Annotated in this window: 17 protein-coding genes, 1 tRNA gene and 1 pseudogene; 5 read left to right on the forward strand and 14 right to left on the reverse strand. The window is 68.2% G+C overall.

What is annotated here, in order from left to right:
- Positions 1 to 111 precede the first annotated feature (111 nt).
- Entirely contained in the window at positions 112 to 2,085 is a 1,974-nt protein-coding gene (pknB, locus tag WFH44_RS20845; RefSeq protein ID WP_336716491.1) for a Stk1 family PASTA domain-containing Ser/Thr kinase, read from the forward strand.
- A gap of 19 nt (positions 2,086 to 2,104) precedes the next feature.
- On the opposite strand, the gene WFH44_RS20850 is transcribed toward pknB, so the two are convergent.
- Together WFH44_RS20850 and WFH44_RS20855 are read right to left on the reverse strand one after the other, a co-directional pair.
- Entirely contained in the window at positions 2,105 to 3,490 is a 1,386-nt protein-coding gene (locus WFH44_RS20850) for a class II 3-deoxy-7-phosphoheptulonate synthase (protein ID WP_336716493.1), read from the reverse strand.
- Positions 3,491 to 3,879: 389 nt separating this feature from the next.
- Positions 3,880 to 4,557: pseudogene (locus WFH44_RS20855) on the reverse strand (lysophospholipid acyltransferase family protein); the annotation flags it as partial.
- Positions 4,558 to 4,719: 162 nt separating this feature from the next.
- Here WFH44_RS20855 and WFH44_RS20860 point away from each other — a divergent pair.
- The 3 genes from WFH44_RS20860 (at position 4,720) to WFH44_RS20870 (ending at position 7,885) form a co-directional block, all read left to right on the forward strand.
- A complete protein-coding gene (locus tag WFH44_RS20860; protein WP_336716496.1) occupies positions 4,720 to 5,490 on the forward strand; it encodes an alpha/beta hydrolase in 771 nt (256 codons plus the stop codon).
- On the forward strand, positions 5,483 to 5,911 hold the full coding sequence (locus WFH44_RS20865) for a hypothetical protein (protein WP_336716498.1): 429 nt from the start codon (positions 5,483 to 5,485) through the stop codon (positions 5,909 to 5,911). The genes WFH44_RS20860 and WFH44_RS20865 overlap by 8 nt, the downstream gene beginning before the upstream one ends.
- A 165-nt stretch (positions 5,912 to 6,076) precedes the next feature.
- Positions 6,077 to 7,885, forward strand: a complete 1,809-nt coding sequence (locus WFH44_RS20870; RefSeq protein ID WP_336716500.1) for an AMP-dependent synthetase/ligase — start codon at positions 6,077 to 6,079, stop codon at positions 7,883 to 7,885.
- A 60-nt stretch (positions 7,886 to 7,945) separates the two neighbouring features.
- Here WFH44_RS20870 and WFH44_RS20875 read toward each other — a convergent pair whose 3' ends face one another.
- Complete coding sequence (locus WFH44_RS20875) at positions 7,946 to 9,367, reverse strand: mycothione reductase (protein WP_336716502.1); 1,422 nt, start codon at positions 9,365 to 9,367, stop codon at positions 7,946 to 7,948.
- 17 nt (positions 9,368 to 9,384) lie between these two features.
- Positions 9,385 to 12,810, reverse strand: coding sequence for a pyruvate carboxylase (locus tag WFH44_RS20880; RefSeq protein WP_336716504.1), 3,426 nt, complete (start codon positions 12,808 to 12,810; stop codon positions 9,385 to 9,387).
- Between the two features lie 311 nt (positions 12,811 to 13,121).
- Here WFH44_RS20880 and WFH44_RS20885 point away from each other — a divergent pair, with 311 nt between their 5' ends.
- The gene (locus WFH44_RS20885) at positions 13,122 to 13,952 is read left to right on the forward strand and encodes a ParA family protein (RefSeq protein ID WP_336716506.1); all 831 of its coding nucleotides are present in this window, start codon (positions 13,122 to 13,124) and stop codon (positions 13,950 to 13,952) included.
- Between the two features lie 102 nt (positions 13,953 to 14,054).
- On the opposite strand, the gene WFH44_RS20890 is transcribed toward WFH44_RS20885, so the two are convergent.
- The 10 genes from WFH44_RS20890 to WFH44_RS20935 form a co-directional block, all read right to left on the reverse strand.
- Positions 14,055 to 14,648: a MerR family transcriptional regulator gene (locus WFH44_RS20890; RefSeq protein ID WP_275116383.1), complete on the reverse strand. Its 594-nt coding sequence runs from the start codon at positions 14,646 to 14,648 to the stop codon at positions 14,055 to 14,057.
- A 256-nt stretch (positions 14,649 to 14,904) separates the two neighbouring features.
- The gene (locus WFH44_RS20895; protein ID WP_336716509.1) at positions 14,905 to 15,405 is read right to left on the reverse strand and encodes a bifunctional nuclease family protein; all 501 of its coding nucleotides are present in this window, start codon (positions 15,403 to 15,405) and stop codon (positions 14,905 to 14,907) included.
- A gap of 11 nt (positions 15,406 to 15,416) precedes the next feature.
- Positions 15,417 to 16,166, reverse strand: a complete 750-nt coding sequence (gene ftsR, locus WFH44_RS20900) for a transcriptional regulator FtsR (RefSeq protein WP_442892946.1) — start codon at positions 16,164 to 16,166, stop codon at positions 15,417 to 15,419.
- 3 nt (positions 16,167 to 16,169) lie between these two features.
- A complete protein-coding gene (locus WFH44_RS20905) occupies positions 16,170 to 16,649 on the reverse strand; it encodes an FHA domain-containing protein (RefSeq protein WP_336716551.1) in 480 nt (159 codons plus the stop codon).
- Positions 16,650 to 16,727: 78 nt separating this feature from the next.
- Positions 16,728 to 17,114 (reverse strand): glycine cleavage system protein GcvH, encoded by a 387-nt coding sequence (gene gcvH / locus WFH44_RS20910; protein ID WP_262104212.1) that lies wholly within the window; start codon positions 17,112 to 17,114, stop codon positions 16,728 to 16,730.
- Between the two features lie 239 nt (positions 17,115 to 17,353).
- Positions 17,354 to 17,427 (reverse strand) — tRNA-Pro (locus WFH44_RS20915).
- A gap of 93 nt (positions 17,428 to 17,520) precedes the next feature.
- Positions 17,521 to 19,077, reverse strand: a complete 1,557-nt coding sequence (der, locus tag WFH44_RS20920) for a ribosome biogenesis GTPase Der (RefSeq protein WP_336716511.1) — start codon at positions 19,075 to 19,077, stop codon at positions 17,521 to 17,523.
- Positions 19,078 to 19,183: 106 nt separating this feature from the next.
- Positions 19,184 to 19,900 (reverse strand): (d)CMP kinase, encoded by a 717-nt coding sequence (gene cmk / locus WFH44_RS20925; protein WP_264796784.1) that lies wholly within the window; start codon positions 19,898 to 19,900, stop codon positions 19,184 to 19,186.
- Positions 19,897 to 21,015: a prephenate dehydrogenase gene (locus tag WFH44_RS20930; protein WP_336716513.1), complete on the reverse strand. Its 1,119-nt coding sequence runs from the start codon at positions 21,013 to 21,015 to the stop codon at positions 19,897 to 19,899. The genes cmk and WFH44_RS20930 overlap by 4 nt, the downstream gene beginning before the upstream one ends.
- Positions 21,016 to 21,018: 3 nt before the next feature.
- On the reverse strand, positions 21,019 to 22,203 hold the full coding sequence (locus tag WFH44_RS20935; protein WP_336716515.1) for a pseudouridine synthase: 1,185 nt from the start codon (positions 22,201 to 22,203) through the stop codon (positions 21,019 to 21,021).
- Between the last annotated feature and the right edge of the window lies 1 nt (position 22,204).

The following is a 22,204-nucleotide window of genomic DNA, read 5'->3' on the forward strand; positions in this document are numbered from 1 at the left end:
GGCTCCGGTGTGCAGCGCTTTCAGGTTCTTCTGGAACACAGGGTCATTGAAGACCCCGTTGTCCATGAGCTTGCGCATCATGTTCGGGATCAGGAACATGTCACGGACGCGATGGTCGGCGCCACGGTTGACGGGCGCTACCTGATCCAGTCACGCCTGGCCCGCGGGGGCATGTCGACGGTCTACCTGGCGACGGATATGCGGCTCGACCGGGAAGTCGCGCTGAAGATCATGTACCCGCATCTGGCCGAGGATCCAAGCTTCCTGGAACGCTTTGTCCGGGAAGCCAAGTCGGCCGCGCGGCTCTCGCATCCCCACGTCGTCGGCGTCCAGGACCAGGGATTCGACGGCAACGTCGCCTACCTGGCGATGGAATACGTGCCCGGCCACACCCTGCGGGACGTCCTCCGGGAGAAGGGGGCCCTGAAGCCCCGGCTGGCGTTGGCCCTGCTGGATCCGGTGGTGGAGGGTCTCGCCGCCGCCCACAGCGCCGGCCTGGTCCACCGCGACGTCAAGCCGGAGAACGTGCTGATGTCCTCCGACGGCCGGATCAAGATCGGCGACTTCGGCCTGGCCAAAGCGGCGTCAACCACCTCGAATACGGGCACACTGATCGGCACCGTTGCCTATCTTTCCCCCGAACTGGTCACCGGCTCCCCCGCCGACGCGCGCAGCGACGTCTACTCGGTCGGCATCATGCTGTTCGAAATGCTGACCGGCAGGCAGCCGTTCAGCGGCGATGTCCCCATCCATGTCGCGTTCCAGCACGTCAACTCCTCCGTCCCCGCACCGTCTTCCCTGGTGCCCGGGCTCGCGGCGGACTTGGACGAGCTGGTGCTGTGGTGCACCGCCCACGACCCGGAACAGCGGCCGATCGACGCCAACGCCCTGCTCGGCGAGCTGCGGCACGTGCGCACAACGTTGAGCGACGCGGACCTCGACGGCCATAGCGAGCCGGCTCCTCCCGCCGCTCCTGCCCTGACGGAGGCCGTACCCGCGCCGAACCCGACGGAAGTGCTCGGCAGGGACCAGAACCGCACGACCGTGATATCGCCGTCGTACCAGCACACCCAGGCCCTCACCCGGCCACCCGAGCCGGCCGCCGCGCCCGCCGCTCCCACGAAACGGCAGGTGCGCGCGCAGCAGCGGGACCTGGCCCGCCAGGCGCGCCGGCCGGAACACTCCCTGCGGCCGAACCCGGGGCGCCGAGGCCTGCTGTGGATCATCGTGCTCGCGCTGCTGGCCATCCTGGCTGCTGGCGCGGGATGGTTCTTCGGACTCGGGCCCGGAGCCGCCGTCGACATTCCCGCGGTGTCCGGCAAACCGGCCGGCGAGGCGCAGTCGCTGCTGGACGGCCAGGGCCTGCACTACCGGCTCGAGGAGTCTTTCCACGAGCAAATCGAAGAGGGCGTCGCCATCGGCACCGCACCTCCCGCAGGGGAACAGATCCGGCGATTCGAAACGCTGACGCTCATTGTTTCCAAGGGACCTGAACTGTTCGACGTTCCGGCCCTCGAGGGGCTGACGGTCCAAGAGGCGCAACGCCAGCTGGAGGGCGTAAACCTGGCGCTGGGCGAGCGCAAAGAGGCGTATGACGAGGAGATCCCCGCCGGCCAGGTACTGGTGCAGGATCCAGCCGCCGGGGAACAACTGCGCCGCGGGACGCCGGTGGACGTGACGCTGTCCAGGGGACCGCGGCCTTTCGACGTCCCGCAGGTCGTCGGGCTGGGCCAGGAAGAAGCCGTGGCCGCCCTTCAGGAGGCGGGGCTGGAGGCCGAGATCGCCCCGGAGGCGGTGTTCGACCGGGATGTGCCCGAGGGAGACGTCGCTGCGCAGAGCCCCGCCGAGGGCAGCGTGGTCCGCGGCGATACCGTCACGCTGACCCTCTCCAAGGGGCCCCGGATGGTCGAGGTGCCGGACTTCGTCGGCGAACAGGTCGACGATGCCCGCCAGGCTCTCGAAGACCTGGGGTTCAAGGTCGAGGTCAACAAGATCCTCGGTGGATTCTTCGGCACCGTCCGGGCGCAGGATCCGGCTGGAAAGGAAGCTCCGGAAGGCTCGGTCGTCACGCTGACCGTGGTGTAGCCGAGCCTCCCGGGGAGCCTCAGGAACGCTTGCCGAGCGCGCCTGCGACCAGGAAGGCCATTTCCAGCGACTGCATGTGGTTCAGCCGCGGATCGCAGACCGACTCGTAGCGCTCGAGGAACGCGTGCTGGTCTACCGGGTCGGCCCCGCCGAGGCATTCCGCGACGTCGTCGCCCGTCATCTCGACATGCAGGCCGCCCGGGAAGGTACCCAGGGAATGGTGCACCTCGAAGAATCCGCGGACCTCGTCGATCACGTCGTCGAAATTGCGGGTCTTGTAGCCGTTCGGCGAGGTCACCGTGTTGCCGTGCATCGGATCGGTCACCCAGAGCACCTTGGCGCCGCTGGCCGTGACCTTCTCCACCAGTGCCGGGAGCTTTTCGCGGATGTTGCCCGCGCCCATCCGCGTGATGAAGGTCAGGCGGCCGGGCTCACGCTGCGGATCCAGCTTGTCGATGAGCCGCAGTGCGTCGTCGGCGGTACTCGTGGGGCCGAGCTTCACGCCGATGGGATTGCGGACCCGGGACAGGAAGTCCACATGGGCGCCATCGAGCTGCCGGGTCCTCTCGCCGATCCAGAGGAAGTGGCCCGACGTGCCGTAGGGAAGGCCGGTGCGTGAATCGATGCGGGTCAGGGCGCGCTCGTAGTCGAGCACCAGCGCCTCGTGGCTCGCAAAGAATTCAACCCGCTTGAGGGCATCGAAGTCCGCCCCGCAGGCGTCCATGAACTTGACCGCGCGGTCGATCTCGCGGGCCAGCGATTCGTAGCGGGAGTGGGCCGGGTTGGCCGTGAAGCCCTTGTTCCAGTGGTGGACCAGCCGCAGGTCCGCGAAGCCGCCCTGGGTGAAGGCGCGGATCAGGTTCAGGGTCGATGCGGAGGTGTGGTACGCCTGCACCATGCGGTTGGCGTTGTGTGCGCGGGACTCCGGCGTGAACTCGTAGCCGTTCACCATGTCCCCGCGGTAGGCCGGCAGGGTCACGCCCTCGCGGGTCTCGTCATTGGACGAACGGGGCTTGGCGAACTGCCCGGCCATGCGGCCCATCTTGATGACCGGCAGGGACGCGCCGTACGTCAGGACGACAGCCATCTGCAGGATGGTGCGGACGCGGGCACTGATTTTGTCAGCCGTGGCGCCTTCGAAGGTCTCAGCGCAGTCACCGCCCTGCAGCAGGAATGCCTTGCCCTCGGCGGCATCGGCCAGGCGCTGGCGCAGGAGATCGACTTCGCCGGCGAAGACCAGCGGCGGCAGGCTCGACAGCTCGGAGACCGCGGCACGGTGGACCTCGCTATCGGCCCACGTCGGCTGCTGGACAACGGGCAAATCGCGCCACGCGTCAAGGCCGGGATATTCCGCGGCTCCGGGCTGCGGGCTGGCAATCGGGTGGGCTACAGGCAGTTCAGTCACGTATCCATGCTAGTCCGGTTCCGGCGTGGGTTCGGCGGCCCGGCGTAACGCTGAACACCGAAGCTGTCACATACCCGCGGAGGTTCAGGCTAACGGTGCTCCGGCTAGGCGGCAGGTCCGGCAGATGACGGGCCGCCCTCAGCCGGAGCTTCGCCGCTTGGAGCTTCCTGGGGCGCCGCCGCGGGGCGCGGCCCGCCCGGAAGTTCCCCGCCCGGCGCGGCTGACGACGCTGCGGCAGGCGGGAGATCGGAGGACCCGGCGGCACCGGCCGGCTTGCCGACAATGGTGACCGTCCCCGGCGCCTTGGCACCGGGCGTGCCGCCCGCGCCTGTTTCGGGAAGTCCGACGGCGGCGGCTGCCCGTGCGTCCGCTCCGCCTTTGCCCGACTTCCGGGCGGCCAGCCGCGCCTTGACGGAGCTGGCGTAGGTGTCCACGTATTCCTGTCCGGACAGGCGCATGATTTCGTACATGATCTCGTCCGTGACGGAGCGCTGGATGAAGCGGTCGTTCTCGAGGTCCTTGTAGCGGCTGAAATCGAGCGGCTTGCCGATGATCGTGCCGACCCGGCGGATATTGGGAATGCGCCGCCCGATGGGCTGGACCTTGTCCGTGCCGATCATGGCTACCGGAACCACGGGCACGCCGGTCGAGAGGACCAGCTTGGCCACGCCGGTCTTGCCACGGTACAGCCGGCCGTCCGGGCTGCGCGTGCCTTCGGGGTAGATCCCCAGCAGCCCGCCTTCGTTCAGCACGTCCACCCCGCCGGACAGCGAGGAGGCCGAGGCGGCGCCGCCGGAACGGTCCATCGGCAGCTGGTTGGTCATGCGGAAGAAGGCTGCCGTCAGACGCCCCTTGAGCCCCTTGCCCGTGAAGTATTCGGACTTGGCCAGGAACACCACGGGACGCGGCACCGCGACCGGGAGGAAGATCGAATCCGAGAAGGAAAGGTGGTTGCTGGCCAGGATGGCGGGCCCGTCAGGCAGATTGTCGAGTCCTTTGATCCAGGGGCGGAAAAGCAGCCGCACCACCGGTCCGACGAAGATGGTCTTCATCACCCAATAGAACACGTGAGCCCTTCCCGTCGAACGCCCGCGCCGGCCAGCTGCGGTCGGTCACCTCATCTACCTTGAGTGACTTTACTCTAGAGAGCGTGCCCGGCAGGCACACCAAGTGCCAGCGGCGAGCTGCCCGGCATGGGAAGAACGCGCCGCGGGTGTCACGATAGAGTCATGACCATGATGGAGCCAGTCCGTCCGTTCAGCAGCTGCGGCCACGGCCCGAATTCGCGCATTGGCATCGTCCTCAGCCACGGCTTCACGGGTTCGCCGCGAAGCCTGCAGGACTGGGCCGAGTACCTGTCCGCGCAGGGATATGCGGTGCGCCTGCCTCTGTTGCCCGGCCATGGCACGACCTGGCAGGAGCTGGCCCGCACTCCGTGGCGGCAGTGGTACGACGCCGTCGAACGGGCTTATGACGAACTCGCCCGCGAACGCACCGCCGTCTTCGCCGCCGGGCTGTCCATGGGCGGCGCCCTCGCTCTCCGGCTGGCCGCCAGCCGCCCCGTCGCCGGTGTCATTGCCGTCAATCCCGGCCTGACGTTCGCCAACCCGGCCGCCCGCTTCGCCGGCGTGCTGCGCTACATCGTCAGGTCGACCCCCTCCATAGCGAACGACATCCGCAAACCGGGGATGGACGAACAGGCCTACGCCCGCACGCCGACGGCCGCCGTACACCAGTTGGGGCTGCTCTTCGCCGACACGGCCAGCGCGCTGCCCCGCGTGACGGCACCCGCGCTCGTCTTCCGCTCCGCGGTCGACCACGTGGTGCCGCAGTCCAGCACGGAGCTGCTGCGCCGCCGGATCGGCTCCGCCGAGGTGGAGGTCGTCGAACTGGGCAACAGCTACCACGTGGCAACGATGGACCACGATGCCGACCTCATCTTCGAGCGCTCGGACGCGTTCATCGCCTCGGTAGCCGGCAGGAAGCACGCGCATGTCTGACCGTGAACCGTCCCAGGACGATGCAGTCTGGCAGGACCTCGTCGCCCGGCTCGAGTCCGCCGAGTCTGCCCCGGACCCGCAGTCTCCTGCCGCTGATCCGCAGCCGCCGGCTGCCGGGGAAACGCAGTCCGGCACCGGCACCCCCGCGGGGCCACGCGACTACAGCGAACCAGCGGACGACGACGAGGGGTTCGTTCCGCCGGAACCAGCGCCTTTGGGCACGGGCGATCCGTTGGTGGTGCTGGCTTGGTGCGGAGCCGCGGGCGCTCCGCTCGCGCTGCTGCTGATGGCGATGTTCTGGCGCAGCGCACCCTTTGCGGTCATCGCCGGGCTGGTCGTCCTGTTCATCGCCGGGGCCAGCTACCTGGTGTCCCGGCTTCCGGGCGACCGCGACCATGGTGACGACGGCGCCCGGGTCTGACGGCGTCCGGCCCACCCGGCCGTCCATCTCCGGCGTCCGCCCGGCCGGCGGGCTGCGCCAGCCGTTATCGTTTCGTAGGTTACCAGCGAGTATGCCGCTGTGATTTAGGTTATAGGCTTAGGTGGAACTCAGTGGGGGTAAGTGCCCGATACCTAAGGAGCCGTCGTGCGCGAATACAGCGTTCCTGCCATGGTCAATGTGCCCAGGCAGTCCAACATCACCGACCTCGTCGTCAAGCAGGCGGCGAAGGCCTCGGATCCAACGCTGTTCTCACGCCCTGACGGGTCCGGCGGCTGGCAGGACGTCCGCGCCACCGAATTCCTCGCCGACGTCACGGCCCTTGCCAAGGGCATGGTCGCGGCCGGCGCCGCTCCGGGAGACCGCATCGGCATCATGGCCAGAACCCGTTATGAGTGGTCCCTGGTGGACTTTGCCATTTGGTTCGCGGGCTGCGTCTCGGTGCCGATCTACGAGACGTCCTCGCCGAGCCAAGTCGCCTGGATCCTCGGTGATTCCGGAGCCATCGGCGTCTTCGTCGAGACCGACCGCCACGAGAACATCGTCCGGCAGGCGGCCAGGAACGAAGGCCTCGGCCACGTCGCCCATGTCTGGCAGCTCGACGGCCTCGACGCCCTCCGCCAGGGCGGTGCCGGCATCGATAACGGCGTCATCCAGGAGCGGCGCCAGGCCGCCTCCCTCGAGGACCTCGCGACCATTATCTATACCTCCGGCACCACCGGCCGGCCCAAGGGCTGCGAACTGACCCACGGGAACTTCGCGGAACTGGCGGAGAACGCGGCGGCGGCCCTTCCGGACGTCGCCCACGAGGGGGCCCGGACCATCATGTTCCTGCCGCTCGCCCACGTCTTCGCGAGATTCATCGAGGTGCTCTGCGTCGCCTGCGGGGCGACCGTGGCCCATACCCCGGACGTCAAGAACCTGCTGCCCGACCTGCAGAGCTACAGGCCGACCTTCATCCTGGCGGTCCCGCGGGTCTTCGAAAAGGTCTATAACAGCTCCATGCTCAAGGCCGAGGATGCCGGCAGGGGCAAAATCTTCCACGCCGCGGCGGAGACGGCCGTCGCATGGTCCCGTGCCGAGGCCGCGGGCAAGGTGCCGCTGCTGCTGGCGCTGAAGCACAAGCTCTTCGACAAACTCGTCTTCCACAAGATCCGGGAGGCAATGGGCGGCCGGGTCGAGCACGCGGTCTCCGGCGGCGGTCCCCTGGGCGAGCGGCTGGGGCATTTCTTCCACGGCGTCGGCCTGCTGGTGCTGGAAGGCTACGGGCTCACCGAGACCACCGCCCCCGTGTCGGTCAACACCCCGCAGCTGATCAAGATCGGCACCGTGGGCGCACCGCTGCCCGGCAATGCGGTGCGCATTGCCGACGACGGCGAAGTCCTCGCCAAAGGTGTGTGCGTCATGCGCGGCTACTACAACCGCCCGGACCTCACGGGGGAGGCTTTCGACGACGGTTGGTTCCGTACCGGGGACATCGGGGAGCTTGACGACGACGGCTTCCTGAAGATCACCGGCCGCAAGAAGGAAATCATCGTCACGGCGGGCGGCAAGAATGTCATCCCGGCCCTGCTGGAAGACCAGATCCGAGCGGACGCCCTGGTGTCCCAGTGCGTGGTGCTTGGCGACCAGCGCCCCTTCATCTCCGCACTGGTCACGTTGGACGAGGAGGCCCTGCCTGGCTGGCTGGAAAGGCACGGGCTTCCCGCAGGCACGAGCGCCGCGGAGGCAGCGGGGCACGAAAAGGTGCGCGAGGCGATCCAGGCCGTGATCGACGAGGCCAACCGGAGCGTCTCGCAGGCCGAGGCGATCAAGGAGTTCCGTGTCATCGCCGAGGACTTCACCGAGGCCTCGGGCCACCTGACCCCGTCCATGAAGATCAAGCGCGCCCAGGTCATGAAGGACTATGCGGAGATCGTCGAGGACATCTACGCGCCCGCGGCTTCCCGCCGCTAGCGGACGGCGCTACGCTGCGGGCGGGACCGGCCCTGTCCGGTCCCGCCGCACCCGGTCCGGCTAGGCCAGGTCAGGCCGGGCGTCGATGCCGAGGGACAGCAAAGCATTCTCGACGACTTCGGCCAGTGCCGGGTGGATCCAGTACTGCCCCCGGGCCATGGAGGCCACGTCCAGGCCGAAGGACAGCGCCTGGATCAGCGGCTGGATGAGCAGCGACGCTTCGTGGCCCATGATGTGGGCTCCGAGCAGCTGGCCGCTGCGCCTGTCGGCAACGAGCTTGACGAAGCCCGTGCTGTCCTCCATCGCCCAGCCGTAAGCCGTGGTGCCGTACTCCTGGACCGTCGTGACGACGTCGTACCCCTTCAGCTCGGCTTCCTGCCGCGCCTCGGCTTCCGTCAGGCCCACGCGGGCGATCTGCGGCTGCGTGAATACGGCCGAGGGGACGAACCGATGGTCGCTGCTGCGGAGGTCCTCCGGGCGCTCCAGGTTATGCGTGACGACCCGCGCCTCATGGTTGGCAACGTGCTTGAGCTGATACGGGTTGCTCACGTCGCCGAGCGCGAACACACCGTCCGCGGGCTCCCCCTGGCGCAGCACGCGCTGGCACGCATCGACCGCAATCCTGCCGTCTGGTTCCAGGTCGTAGCCGGCGGCCTGGACGTCAAGGGTGTCCGAGTTCGGCACCCGGCCCGTCGCCACGAGGATGATGTCCGCCTCGATTGTCTCCTGGCCGCCCTCCGCGCCCTTGATGACTGCCTTGACCCTGGCGCCGTCTTCGTGGACGGCCGCCAGCGTCCAGCCCAGCCGCACGTCCCAGCGGGAGGCGGCGGCCGCCGTGAAGCGTTCGGAGACCAGGGCATCCGCCGACTTCAGCAGCGGCGCCGAGCGGTTGATCTGGATGACCTGCGAGCCGAAGGAGGCGAACACGGCCGCGAATTCGGCCGCCACGAAGCCGCCGCCGACGATCAGCACCCGGCCCGGCAGCTCCGGAAGCCGCATCACGGTGTCCGAAGTGTGCACCTGCGTCAGGTCGATCCCCGGGACGTCGGGCAGCACCGCCCGGGAACCGGCGGCAATGACGATCTGTCCGGCCTCGATGGTCTCGCCGCTGTCCGTGACAAGCGTCTTCGGCCCGGTGAACCGCACGTGCTCGGGATAGAGCGTGACGTTGTCCAGCTCCTCGTCCCGGTAGCGCCGCCCGCCATCGGAAATCGCGTCGATCCGCCCGAAGATCCGGTCCCGGATGTCCCGCCAGTGCACCTTCCCCAGCGTCAGGTCCACGCCCAGCCCAGCGGCTTCCTTGGCAGCGGAAGCCAGCTGGGCCGGGTAGGCATACATCTTGGTCGGGATGCACCCGACGTTGAGGCAGGTACCGCCGAAAGTGCCGCCGTCGATGATGGCGACCTTCCGGTTGTCCCAGAAGGGGGTGATGAGCGAGTTGCCGGAGCCGGAGCCGATGATGGCCAGATCATAGTAGGTCACAGCCATGCAGTTTAGCCCTACTCGATGACCAGCAGCAGATCACCGCCCTGCACCTGCTCGACGCCAGAGAACGCCAGCCGCTTGACGGTGCCGGACACCGGGCTGGTGATGCCGGCTTCCATCTTCATCGCTTCGATCGTGGCTACGGTGTCGCCGGCCTTGACACTGTCGCCGGTCTTGGCGACGAGCGTGACGGCGCCGGCGAACGGTGCGGCAACCTGGCCCGCCACGGCAGGATCGGCCTTCTCGGCGACCTTGACCGACGACTCCACGCTGCGGTCACGCACCGAAACGTTGCGCTGCTGGCCGTTGAGTGTGCAGTGCACCGTGCGCATGCCGCGCTCGTCGGGCTCCGAGATGGCGCCGAGCATGGCGATCAGCTTCACGCCCTTGTCCAGCTCGATGATGTGTTCGGATCCGCGCTGCAGGCCGTAAAGGTAATCCCGGGTGTCCAGCACCGATACGTCGCCGTAGGTCTCCCGGACATGCTGGAACTCCTTTGTGGGCCCGGCGAACAGCAGCCGGTTCAGCGTGCTGCGCCGGGTCGTGGAGTCGGCCTGGAGCGCGGCCGAATCTTCAGCGCTCAGTTCGACGTCGCGGACCTTCACCTTCCGGCCCTGCAGGGCCTTGGTGCGGAACGGCTCCGGCCAGCCTCCGGGCGGATCGCCGAGCTCGCCGGAGAGGAATCCGATGACCGAGTCCGGGATGTCGTAGTTCTGCGGGTTCTCTGCGAAGTCCGCCGGCGACACGTTCGCGCCCACGAGCTGCAGGGCCAGGTCGCCGACCACCTTCGAGGAAGGCGTCACCTTGACCAGATGGCCGAGGATGCGGTCCGCCGCAGTGTACATGTCCTCGATGGCCTCGAACTTTTCGCCGAGACCCAGGGCAATCGCCTGCTGGCGCAGGTTGGACAGCTGGCCACCGGGGATTTCGTGCCGGTAGACGCGGCCCGTGGGGCCGGGCAGGCCCGATTCGAACGGCGCGTAGACCCGCCGCACGGCTTCCCAGTACGGCTCGAGGGAGCCGACCGCTTCGAGGCTGATTCCGGTGTCCCGTTCGGTGTTCGCCAGTGCCGCCACGAGGGCCGAGGACGACGGCTGGCTGGTCGTGCCCGCCATCGCTGCGCTGGCCACGTCGACGGCGTCCACGCCGGCGTCGACGGCGGCGAGCAGCGTTGCGAGCTGGCCGCCGGCCGTGTCATGCGTGTGCAGGTGGACCGGCAGGTCGAAGCGTTCGCGCAGCGCGGCCACCAGCTTGGCCGCGGCCGCCGGGCGCAGCAGGCCGGCCATGTCCTTGATGGCGAGGATGTGTGCGCCCGCGTCTACGATCCGCTGGGCCAGCTCGAGATAGTAGTCGAGCGTGTACAGCTTCTCGTTCGGATCGAGCAGGTTGCCGGTGTAGCAGAGTGCCACCTCGGCCACGGCGGTGCCGGTCTCGCGTACGGCCCGGATGGCCGGCTCCATCTGCGAGACATCGTTGAGCGCGTCGAAGATCCGGAAGATGTCGATGCCGGTGGCCGCCGCTTCCTTGACGAAAGCCTCGGTGACCTCCTCCGGGTACGGGGTGTAGCCCACGGTGTTGCGGCCGCGGAGGAGCATCTGCAGGCAGATGTTCGGGATGGCCTTGCGCAGCGCGGCCAGCCGCTCCCACGGATCCTCGCCCAGGAAGCGCAGCGCCACGTCGTAGGTGGCCCCGCCCCAGGCCTCCACGGAGAGCAGTTCCGGGGTCAGCGTAGAGATCGCCGGGCCCGCGGTGACCAGGTCCCGGGTGCGGACGCGGGTCGCCAGCAGCGACTGGTGCGCGTCCCGGAACGTCGTATCCGTAACGGCCACGGCCGTCTGTTCGCGCAGGGCCCGGGCGAACTTTTCCGGTCCGAGTTCCTGCAGCAGCTGCCGGCTGCCGCGCGAGGGGACCGCCTTCAGCACGCCGGTGGATTCGAGGGCCTCGCGGGCGGACTGGGGCAGTTTGTCGGCCGGAGCGGTTGCGGCGGCCAGCGGCCCGTTGGGCTGGTTGACGGTGACGTCGGCGAGCCAGGTCAGCAGCTTCGTGCCGCGGTCCGCGGAGACCCTGGCCTTGAGCAGTTCGGGCCGTTCGTCGATGAACGACGTGGCCACGTTGCCGGCGACGAATTCCGGATCGTCCAGCACGGCCTGCAGGAACGGGATGTTCGTGGAGACGCCGCGGATCCGGAATTCGGCCAGCGCGCGGCGGGCCCGTGCGACGGCGGTGGCATAGTCCCGCCCGCGGCAGGTCAGCTTCACCAGCATCGAGTCGAAGTGCGGGCTGATCTCGGCGCCCGCATACACCGTGCCGCCGTCCAGCCGGACCCCCGCGCCGCCGGCCGACCGGTAGGCGGTGATCTTGCCGACATCGGGGCGGAACCCGTTGCTCGGATCTTCCGTCGTGATGCGCGACTGCAGGGCGGCGCCCTTGATGGCGACGTTGTCCTGGCTCAGCCCGAGATCGGCCAGCGACTCCCCCGCGGCGATGCGCAGCTGCGCCTGGACAAGGTCCACGTCCGTGATTTCCTCGGTGACGGTGTGCTCCACCTGGATCCGCGGGTTCATTTCGATGAACACGTGTTCGCCGGCCCGCTCTCCGATGGTGTCCACGAGGAACTCCACGGTTCCGGCATTGGCGTACCCCAGCGCCTCGGCGAATTTCACCGCGTCCCGGTAGAGCGCCTGGCGGATGTTGTCGTCCAGGTTCGGCGCCGGCGCGATCTCAATGACCTTCTGGTGCCGGCGCTGCAGCGAACAGTCGCGTTCGAACAGGTGCATTACGTGGCCCTGCTGGTCCGCCAGGATCTGCACTTCGATGTGCCGCGGACGCAGCACGGCCTGCTCGAGGAAGACGGTCGGGTCACCGAAGGCGGTGTCAGCTTCGCGCATCGCCGCGGCCAGTGCCTCCGGCAGCGCTTCGCGGGTGTCGACGCGGCGCATCCCGCGCCCGCCGCCGCCGGCGACGGCCTTGACGAAGATGGGGAAGCCGATCTCATCGGCCTCGGCGATCAGCTTCTCCTGGTCGGAACTCGGTGCCGACGACTTCAGCGTCGGGATTCCGGCGGCCTTGGCCGCGTCGAGTGCGCGCACCTTGTGCCCGGCCAGCTCCAGCACGTCCGCCGGCGGACCGACGAACGCGATCCCCGCGCCCGCGGCTGCGCGGGCCAGATCCGGGTTTTCGGAGAGGAAGCCGTAGCCGGGATAGATCGCATCGCAGCCGGACTCCTTGGCCACGCGGATGATTTCGTTGACGTCGAGGTAGGCGCGGACGGGATGCCCCTCCTCGCCAATCAGGTACGCCTCATCGGCCTTCTGGCGATGGATAGAGTTGCGGTCCTCATGGGCAAAGACGGCCACCGTCTTGGCACCGAGTTCGTAGGCGGCACGGAAGGCACGGATGGCAATCTCGCCACGGTTGGCCACCAGGATTTTCGAGAACATAGCGCTCCTGCGTCATCGCGGTTAGTCGGGGGTTGTGGTGCAAGTCTCAAGTAACTGTCGAGGCAATAGCAAGCCGGTGTAGTGCAGGTCACCATTTTCCCACATGGAGGGCGTAATGAAGGGCCATAGGGAACGACGCCGGCCGCTGCCACGGGCGGTCGGCCGCCGGTGGCAGCGGGGCCGAATCAGGCTATGGCCGGGCGGCACCATATGATGGTGGGGGAACAATCGCGCCCGCAGGTCAGGGTCAGTGTTTCCGTCAAGCAACACGCAGCCGTCATGACTCGACATGTTAGGTTTTGGTTTTACACGTGCAAGTAGTGAGCATCAGCAGTCTCAAGGGCGGCGTCGGCAAGACTTCAGTGACACTGGGCCTGGCCTCGGCGGCATTGGCGGCAGGGATCCCCACGCTCGTCGTCGACCTTGACCCCCACGCCGATGCGACGACGGGCCTGGGCGTCCGGCCGAGCCGGCAGACGGACATCGGCCGGCTGCTCAAGAACGTGCGGCGCGCGGATCTTGGCGCGAACGTGATATCCAGCGGGTGGGTCGCGACCGCTGCCTCCAACGGCGGACACAACGTCGGGCGAAAGGTCCTCGACGTTGCCGTCGGTTCGGCCTACACCGGGATCTATGACCGCCCGGACCTTAGCCGCCGCGACCTGCGGCGCCTGGCGACCGTCCTCTCCCGGGTGGAGGGCTACTCCCTCGTCCTGATTGACTGCCCGCCCTCGCTGAACGGCCTGACCCGCATGGCCTGGTCCGCGAGCACCCATGTCCTGCTGGTCGCGGAGCCGAGCCTGTTCTCCGTTGCGGGCACGGAACGGACAATGCGCGCGCTCGACCTCTTCCGGGAGGAATTCGCCCCGGACCTGACGACGGCGGGCGTCGTCGCAAATCGGGTGCGCACAGGATCCAACGAGCATGCCTACCGGCTCGCGGAAATGAAAACCATGTTCGCGGACCTGCTGCTCTCCCCCACCATTTCCGAACAGGCCAACTGGCAGCAGATCCAGGGCGCGGCGCACCCCATCCATCATTGGCCGGGCGAGTCGGCCCGCCAGGCCGCCGGCCTCTTCGACGAGTTGCTCAAGAACCTCACGGATTCGGGCGGGCTCCGCAACCGTGTCCTCCGCCGCTAGAGGCCGCGGAGCTAGCTGCGGCCGTGCCGAATCCGGCACAAAGAAAGGGCACCCCGCGGGGTGCCCTTTGTGGTGGAATGCCGGCAGTGGCCGGCGGTCTAGTCAGCTGATTTTGCGCGCGGCCCGGCGGCGGCTGAGCTCGTCGTCGGGGAACTCCGGCTGGTCTCCGACGTGCTCGCTGGGCAGCTGGGCCAGGCTGCCTTCGACTTCGCGCCAGACCCGGCCGACGGCGATTCCGAAAACGCCCTGTCCGCCCTGGACGAGATCGATCACCTCGTCGGCGGAGGTGCATTCATACACGCTCGCGCCGTCGCTCATGAGCGTGATCTGGGCGAGGTCTTCGACGCCGCGCTCGCGCAGGTGGTCCACGGCGGTGCGGATCTGCTGCAGGGAAACGCCGGTGTCAAGCAGCCGCTTGACGACCTTCAGGACCAGGATGTCCCGGAAACTGTAGAGGCGCTGGGATCCGGAGCCGGAGGCGCCGCGTACGGCGGGTTCCACCAGGCCGGTCCGGGCCCAGTAGTCCAGCTGGCGGTAGGTAATGCCTGCCGCTTTGCAGGCCGTCGGGCCACGGTAGCCGGCGTCTTCGTCCAGCACCGGCAGATCCTCGGTGAACAGCAAACCCTGGGCGCTTGCGGGTAGGCCGGCACCCGGTTTCACCGCACGGGACTCGCCCGCATCACCTTTAGGACTCACGTGAACCCTCCTTGTCGAAAGTTCCCTAGTGGGAAGTCGGCGCCGCCGGCAACTCAGGGGTCAGATCTAAGTCTGCCCCGTGCCGCCCGCCGGTGCAATGGGAACTGTATTCTTCGACGTTAGAACCACGGGCGCCGGCGGTCAAAGATGCTGGCCTTTTCAAGTTCGGCGTGTCGGATGTCCCTGACCTCGGCGAACACGGCCCGGAGCTGCGTTTTAGGCCTCAGGTCCGGCCGTTGAACGCCGGGCCGTTTCCCTACTTCTCGAAGTCTTCGGGCTCTACGTCGGCCAGGAACTCCCTGAACTCGCGCATCTGGTTTTCCGCGTTTTCCTCCGGCGCCGCGGCGTCGTCATCCTCGGCAGCCTCGGCGATCTGCACCCCGGCCTCCTCCATTACTTCCTCGGCACAGAAGATCGGGCAGGGCACGCGCAGTGCCACGGCCAGCGCGTCCGACGCCCGGGAACTGACCGTAGTGCCGCCGTCGAACACGAGTTCCGCATAGAAGACGGTGTCCTGCACAGTCACCAGCCGTACTTCCGTGATGGTGCGGCCGAGCTCGGTGACCACGCTGCACAGCAGGTCGTGCGTCATGGGCCGCGGCGGCTTGATTCCCTGCTGGGCAAAGGCGATCGCGCTGGCCTCCGGGGCACCGATCCAAATGGGGATGTGCCGTTCTCCGGCCTTCTCCTTCAGCAGGACCAAGGGCTGGTTGGAGGGCAGTTCGATGCGGACTCCGACTACCTCGACTTCGAGCATGGTTCCTCCGATCAGCGATCCATTCGGGCAATATGCCCGTGGACGAGGGCGCTGTGCAGGTTCAGGCAGAGGTCGCTGATTTCCTTGGCAGCTTCGGCCGCCCGCGCTTTCGACGCTACGTCCTTTCGGGATGACAGCGGCGCGACGGCCCGTTCGACCAGACCCATTTCGCGGTCAGCCGCTGATCGGAACGGACGCAGGTGGCGGGGCTCAATGCCGTGCGTCCCGAGCTTCGCGCACGCCTTGACGACCTTCAGCGCGTTCTCGTCGTAGCGGGAGTCGGTCTCCTGGATCAGTCCGAAGCTCAGCAGCTCGCCGATCAGTTCCTCGGAGACGCCGGCAGCCTCCTGCAGCTGCGGAAGCGTGAAGGAGCGGGCACGCCCGGTGAGTTCCTCGGCCAGTCCGTCGGAGACCATCCGGGGGGACAGCGACATGCCGCCGGGCAGGGCCTCGGGCCGCTCGCCGCGGTCTATCGCGTCCACGTAGTCCTTGATGACCTTCAGCGGGAGGTACTGGTCCCGCTGGAGGGCCAGCACGAAGCGCAGGCGCTCGACGTCCTGGGCCGAGTACTTGCGGTAGCCCGCGGGGGTCCGCTGCGGGCTGATCAGCCCCTTCTCCTCGAGGAACCTGATCTTGGATGCGCTGATCCCCGGGAAGTCATTGCTCAGTTCCTGCAGGACTTCCCCGATGTTGAGGACTGTCCTGCGGAACGTGTCCCGTCCGGAGCCGAGACCGCGCCGTGCTGGCTGCGATGCGGGCACTGCCTAAGCCTGGCCCTTCGGCGCTGCTTCGCTGGCGTAGTAGGTCAGCCGGAACTTGCCGATCTGGACTTCGTTCCCCGAACGCAGGGCGAGGCTGTCGACCCGGTCGTTGTTGACGTAGGTGCCGTTCAGGCTTCCGGCGTCCACCAGCGTGAAGCCGGTTCCGGTGCGCCGGAACTCGACATGCTTGCGGGAAACGGTCACGTCGTCAAGGAAGATGTCCGCGTCCGGATGCCGGCCCGCGGAGGTCACGTCCTGGTCCAGCAGGAAGCGCGCGCCGTGGTTCGGCCCGCTGTGCGCAATCAGCAAAGCCGACCCGGCCGGCAGCGCGTCAACCGCGGCCTGCTCCTCGACGGTGAGCCGGGGCTGGGGCTGGAAAGTCGTGGCTGCGGGCGGCAGTCCGATGGAAGTGGTCTCGGCCGCAGGTTCCCGGGGGCCACCGGCCTGTCCGGAACCTGCTGCGTTGCGCTCGTCGCCCACCATGAAGAAACGTCCTCCCATGCACTGTTGCAGCAACCGGCCTGCCGCCGGTTGCTCGTTCAAAATCCCATTCCGGTAGGTCTAGCCTACCTGCTGTTCGTACTCCGAAGCACTGAGCAGCGATTCGACGGCCGAGGCGTCCTCGAGGCGGACTTCCAGCAGCCAACCGTCGCCGTACGGATCCGAATTGATCAGCGCGGGATCCGACTCCAGCGCGTCGTTGGCGGCGACGATTTCGCCCGACACCGGGGCATAGATGTCGCTCACGCTCTTCGTCGACTCGACCTCGCCGATCACGTCGTTGGCCGTGATTTTGGTACCGGCCTCCGGCACCTGAACGAAGACGACGTCGCCGAGCGCGTCCTGGGCAAAATCCGTAATGCCGATGCGGACGACGCCCTCGGCACCGGCCTTGGCGATCCATTCGTGCTCGGCGGTGTAGTGCAGTTCTGCGGGAACGTTGCTCATGAGTCGGGCCTTTCTCGCGTGGATCGGATGACAGCCGTGGTGCCGGCGGCCGGGGCCACCGCTGAAAGTATAGGCACAGACGTTCACCGTCCACACGTCGCTTTGCCGCTTCCGATATGCCGGGCCCGGACTCCGTCCGGACTCCCCCGCCGGCATGGAATCCGGGAGGCCTGAATCCCGCCGGCCCGGAATGCGGAAAGTCCCGGCCGCTCCGAAGAGCGGCCGGGACTTTCCCAGTGTCGGGTTGACAGGATTTGAACCTGCGACCCCTTGACCCCCAGTCAAGTGCGCTACCAAGCTGCGCCACAACCCGTTGTTCCTTCCGGACCTTCCCGGCGGAACCACCTCAAATACTGTACAGCATTTTTGGCGAAGGTCTGACCACCACCGCTGGCGCGTGTCCGGGTCAGCGTTTGCGCGCCCGCTTTTCGCGCACGCGCATGCTCACCTCGATGGGTGTTCCCTCGAAGCCGAAGGTTTCGCGCAGCCGGCGAGTAATAAAGCGGCGGTAACCGGGATCGAGGAATCCTGTGGTGAACAGCACGAACTTCGGCGGCCGGGTCGAGGCCTGGGTGCCGAAGAGGATTCGTGGCTGCTTGCCGCCGCGCAGCGGGTGCGGATGCGCCGCCACGAGCTCCCCCAGGAAGGCGTTGAGCCGCCCCGTGGGAATACGGCGGTCCCAGGATTCGAGCGCGCGGTCCAGCGCCGGCACGAGGCGGTCCTTGTGCCAGCCGGTACGGGCGGACAGGTTCACCCGGGGTGCCCAGTCCACGTGCGCGAGGTCCTGCTCGATCTCACGCTCCAGATAGCGGCGCCGGTCGTCATCGAGCAGATCCCACTTATTGAAGGCCAGCACCAGGGCGCGGCCCGAATCAATGGCCGTCTGCAAAATGCGCACGTCCTGTTCGCTGAGGACTTCGTCCACGGCCAGCAGGACCACAGCCACCTCGGCCCGCTCGAGTGCGGACTGGGTCCGCAGCGAGGCGTAGAAGTCCGCTCCGTGCTGCATGTGGACGCGGCGGCGGATGCCGGCGGTATCAACGAACCGCCACATCCGGCCGCCCAGTTCGATCATCTCGTCGACCGGGTCCCGGGTCGTGCCCGCCAGCGAGTCCACGACGACGCGTTCGCTGCCGGCCAGCTTGTTCAGCAGGGAAGACTTGCCGACGTTGGGGCGGCCGATCAGCGCGACCCTGCGCGGCCCGCCCGTCCGGGTGACGCCCCCGTGGGCGGAGAATTCGGGCAGCACGTCCATGACGGCATCCAGCATGTCCGCGGTGCCGCGTCCGTGCAGGGCCGAGACGGGGTAGGGCTGGCCGAAGCCGAGGCTCCAGAGCGCCGCGGCCTCCGCCTCCTGCGCCATGTCATCCACCTTGTTGGCGACGAGGATGACCGGCTTCTTCTTGCGCCGCAGCATGCGCACGACGGCCTCGTCCGTGGCCGTGGCACCGACGTTCGCGTCGACCACCAGCAGCACGGCGTCCGACATGTCCGCGGCGATCTCGGCCTGCTCGGCGACCCTGGCATGGATGCCCCTGGCGTCGTGCTCCCACCCGCCGGTGTCCACGAGGGTGAAGTTCCGGCCATTCCAGTGCGCCGAATAGGACACCCGGTCGCGGGTTACGCCCGGGGTGTCCTCGACGACGGCCTCGCGGCGGCCGAGGATGCGGTTGACCAGAGTGGACTTGCCGACGTTCGGACGTCCCACAATCGCCAGCACCGGATCGGGTTTGGGCGGGGCCTGCTGCTCGGGCTCCAGGTCCAGGCCTGCCAGCAGAGCGGCGTCCTCCTCGTCGAGCTCATAGTCCGCCAGGCCGGCCCGGAGCGACTCCGCGCGCAGGTCCGCCTCGTCGTCGTCGAGCTGTTCCAGGCGCTCCGCGATACTGTCCTCGCCGGCAGGCTCGTAGTCGCCGTCGGGGTAACCCTCGTCGCGGGGCCCGTTGCCGGTGGGTGTGGCACTCATGGTCAATATCCTTCGTCAAGCATGGGAGGTATGCTGGCGTGTCCATTCAAACACGCAGCGGTGTCGCGCGTACCGCCCGAGGGGCGGGCCGGCGCTAAGGAATGCGTCAGTGCGCCGCGCGGCGGACGACTTCGAGAACGGCGTCGATGGTCTCTTCGAAATCCAGTTCGGAGGAATCGACGGTGAAGACACCGTCGGCCGCTTCGCTGAAGTTCACCACGGTGGAGTCCTTCGCGTCGCGGGCAATCACCTGGTTGTGCAGCTCCTGCTCGGACTGGGTGCCGCCGAGCTGGAGCCCGCGGCGGCGGAGCCTGGCCTCCTCGCTCGCGGTCAGCAGGATGCGGACCTCTGCGTCCGGGGCGACCACGGTGGTGATATCGCGGCCCTCTGCCACGATCCGCCGGCCCGAGTCCGCGATGATCTGCTGCTGCCGCCGGATCAGCTCGGCGCGGGCGCCCAGCGTGGTGGCGACGGCGCTGACAGCCCCGGAGATCTCCGGCTCGCGGATGGCTTGGGTGACATCGGTTCCGCTGACCGTAACCTGCTCATGGTCCGGGTGGGTGCTGATCCGCAGGTCCACCTCGCGGGCGGCCTTTTCCACCTCTGCCGCCTCCTGCAGCGCGACGCCGGTCTTGAGGCAGTACCAAGTCACCGCCCGGTACATTGCGCCGGTATCGAGGTATGCGGCGTGCAGGCGACGGGCGGTTTCGCGGCTGACGCTCGACTTTCCCGAACCGGAGGGACCGTCGATGGCCACCACCAGCGGCTTGCCCAGCCGGTACGTCTTCATGTCAGTTGCGGCCTCAGTGGCAGCCGGGGTCATTGCAGCACCTTCCATCCGTGCGAATCCAAGTAGTCGATCAGTTCCTGGCGCCTGCTGGGCAGCACCGAGATTTCCACCATGCCCACGTCCTGTCCGGACGAGTGGTCGAGGCGGAGGTCCTCAAGGTTGATGCCAACCTCGCCGATTTCCGTCAGCAGCCGGGCGATCTGGCCCGGCCGGTCGTCCACGAGCACGGTCAGCCAGGCGAAGGACTGCGGCGGGGCGCCGTGCTTGCCCGGAATCCGGGCCTGGCCGGCGTTGCCTTCGCTCATCAGCTGAGCCAGGTCCAGCCGCGCCCCGGGTGCCTCCGGCTCCTCCAGCGTGCCGATCAGCCGGTTCAGGTCCTCGCGGACACCGTACAGGATCTTGACCAGCCGCGGAGCGTTGGCCCCGAGGATCTGGACCCACAGCGCCGGGTCGCTCGCGGCAATCCGGGTCACGTCGCGCAGCCCCTGGCCGGCCAGCGCCAGCGCATGCGGCTCCGTGTCCTGCAGCCGGCTGGCCAGCAGCGAGGACATCACCTGCGGGAGGTGGGAAATCAGGGCCACGCTCTGGTCATGTTCCTCGACCGACATTCGCGACACGACGGCGCCGAGGTCGATGGCGAGGGCCTGCGCGGTCTTCAACGCCTCGGCGCTGGTCGAATCGTGCGGGCACAGCACCCAGGGCATGGACGTGAACAGCTCGCCGCGCGCCGCGACCGGGCCGGACTTCTCGCGGCCGGCCATCGGGTGGGTTCCGACGTAGCGGGCCATCTCCTCCGGGCCCAGCTCGGGATCTGCCTGCAGCTCGGCCAGGACCGACGCCTTAACGCTGGCAATATCAATGACGACCGCGGACGGGTAGTCGCGCAGGGCCCGCGACACTATGCGGGCGGTGACGTCCGGAGGGGAAGCGACGACGACGAGCTGCGGCGCAGCCGGCTGTCCGGGTTCGAGCACGCGGCCGGCGCCGATGTCCTGGGCGACGGCCTGGGCGGAGGGCGAAAGATCGGAGAGCAGCACCTCGATACCGTGGGCACGCAGTCCCAGGCCGATGCTGGCGCCGAGCAGGCCGGTGCCGATCACCAGCACCGGCCCGGACAGATGGGTGGCTTTAAGGTGTGTGGGGTTCAACGCCTACATCCCCACCAGGGCCAGCAAATGTCCGGACTCGGTGCGGCCAAGCGCCCGGATGCTCCCCTGCCGCTGGTCGCCGAGCCGGATCGGCCCGACCTGAGTGCGCACCAGCCGCTCCACCGGGTGCCCGACGGCGTCGAACATGCGCCGCACGATCCGGTTCTTCCCCGAGTGCAGCACGACTTCCACCAGCACGTGGCCGGGGGTGGAATCGACCAGCCGGAAGGAGTCGACGCGCGAGACCCCGTCCTCCAGCTCGATCCCGTCCTTCATCTGCGCTCCGACACCCTGCGCCATCGGCCCCCGGACCTGCACGAGGTACGTCTTGGGAACCTCATACGAAGGATGCGTGAGGCGGTTGGCCAGTTCCCCGTCGTTGGTCAACAGCAGCAGGCCCTCCGTGGCCTGGTCGAGCCGGCCGACGTGGAAGAGCCGCTGGTCCTTGTTCTTCTTGAGGAAGTCGCTGATGCAGGGCCGGCCTTCCGGGTCCTCCATGGTGGAGACGACGCCCTTGGGCTTGTTGAAGACGTAATAGACGAGCGTCTCGTCCGTCTGGATCCGGATGCCGTCGACATGGATGACGGCAGTGGCTGGGTCCACGCGGACGCCGAGCTCGGTGACCACGGCGCCGTCAACTTCCACGCGGCCGGCCGCAATCATGTCCTCGCACACCCGGCGGGAGGCAACGCCGGCCTGGGCCAGCACCTTCTGCAGCCGCACGCCGTTCGGGTCGTGCAGGCCCTCGGTGCTGCCGCCGGCCTGGCCGCCTTCGGCGCGCTGGGGACGCGGACGGTTGCGGACCGGACCGAGGTTCTGCCCGAACCGTTCCCGGCCGAAGGGACGCGGGCCGGCCGGCTGGGCCTTGGCTCCCGGCTTGCGTCCGGTTGAAGGCTTGCCCGGGCGCGCCTTGCCCTGGCCTGCCTTGCCCTGGTCCGCTTTACCGCTTCCCGCGGCGCTGCCGGGGCGGCCGGCAGCGTCGCGACGCTGTCCGGGGGCCGGCTTTCCGCCGCGCTCGGAACCGAAGGCCGGCTTCCCGCCGCGGTCCGCGCCGGGGGCCGGCTTCCCGCCGCGGCCCTGTCCGCCGGCGGCACCCGGCTGGCGGGCCGGCTTGCCGCCAGGCTTCGGGCCCTTGCCGCCGCCGCGGGGGGTGTTGCGGCCGGAACCGGATCGGGGCGCCTGTGTCATT

Origin of the sequence: Arthrobacter sp. USHLN218 (assembly GCF_037144715.1) — a bacterium.
Lineage (GTDB): Bacteria > Actinomycetota > Actinomycetes > Actinomycetales > Micrococcaceae > Crystallibacter.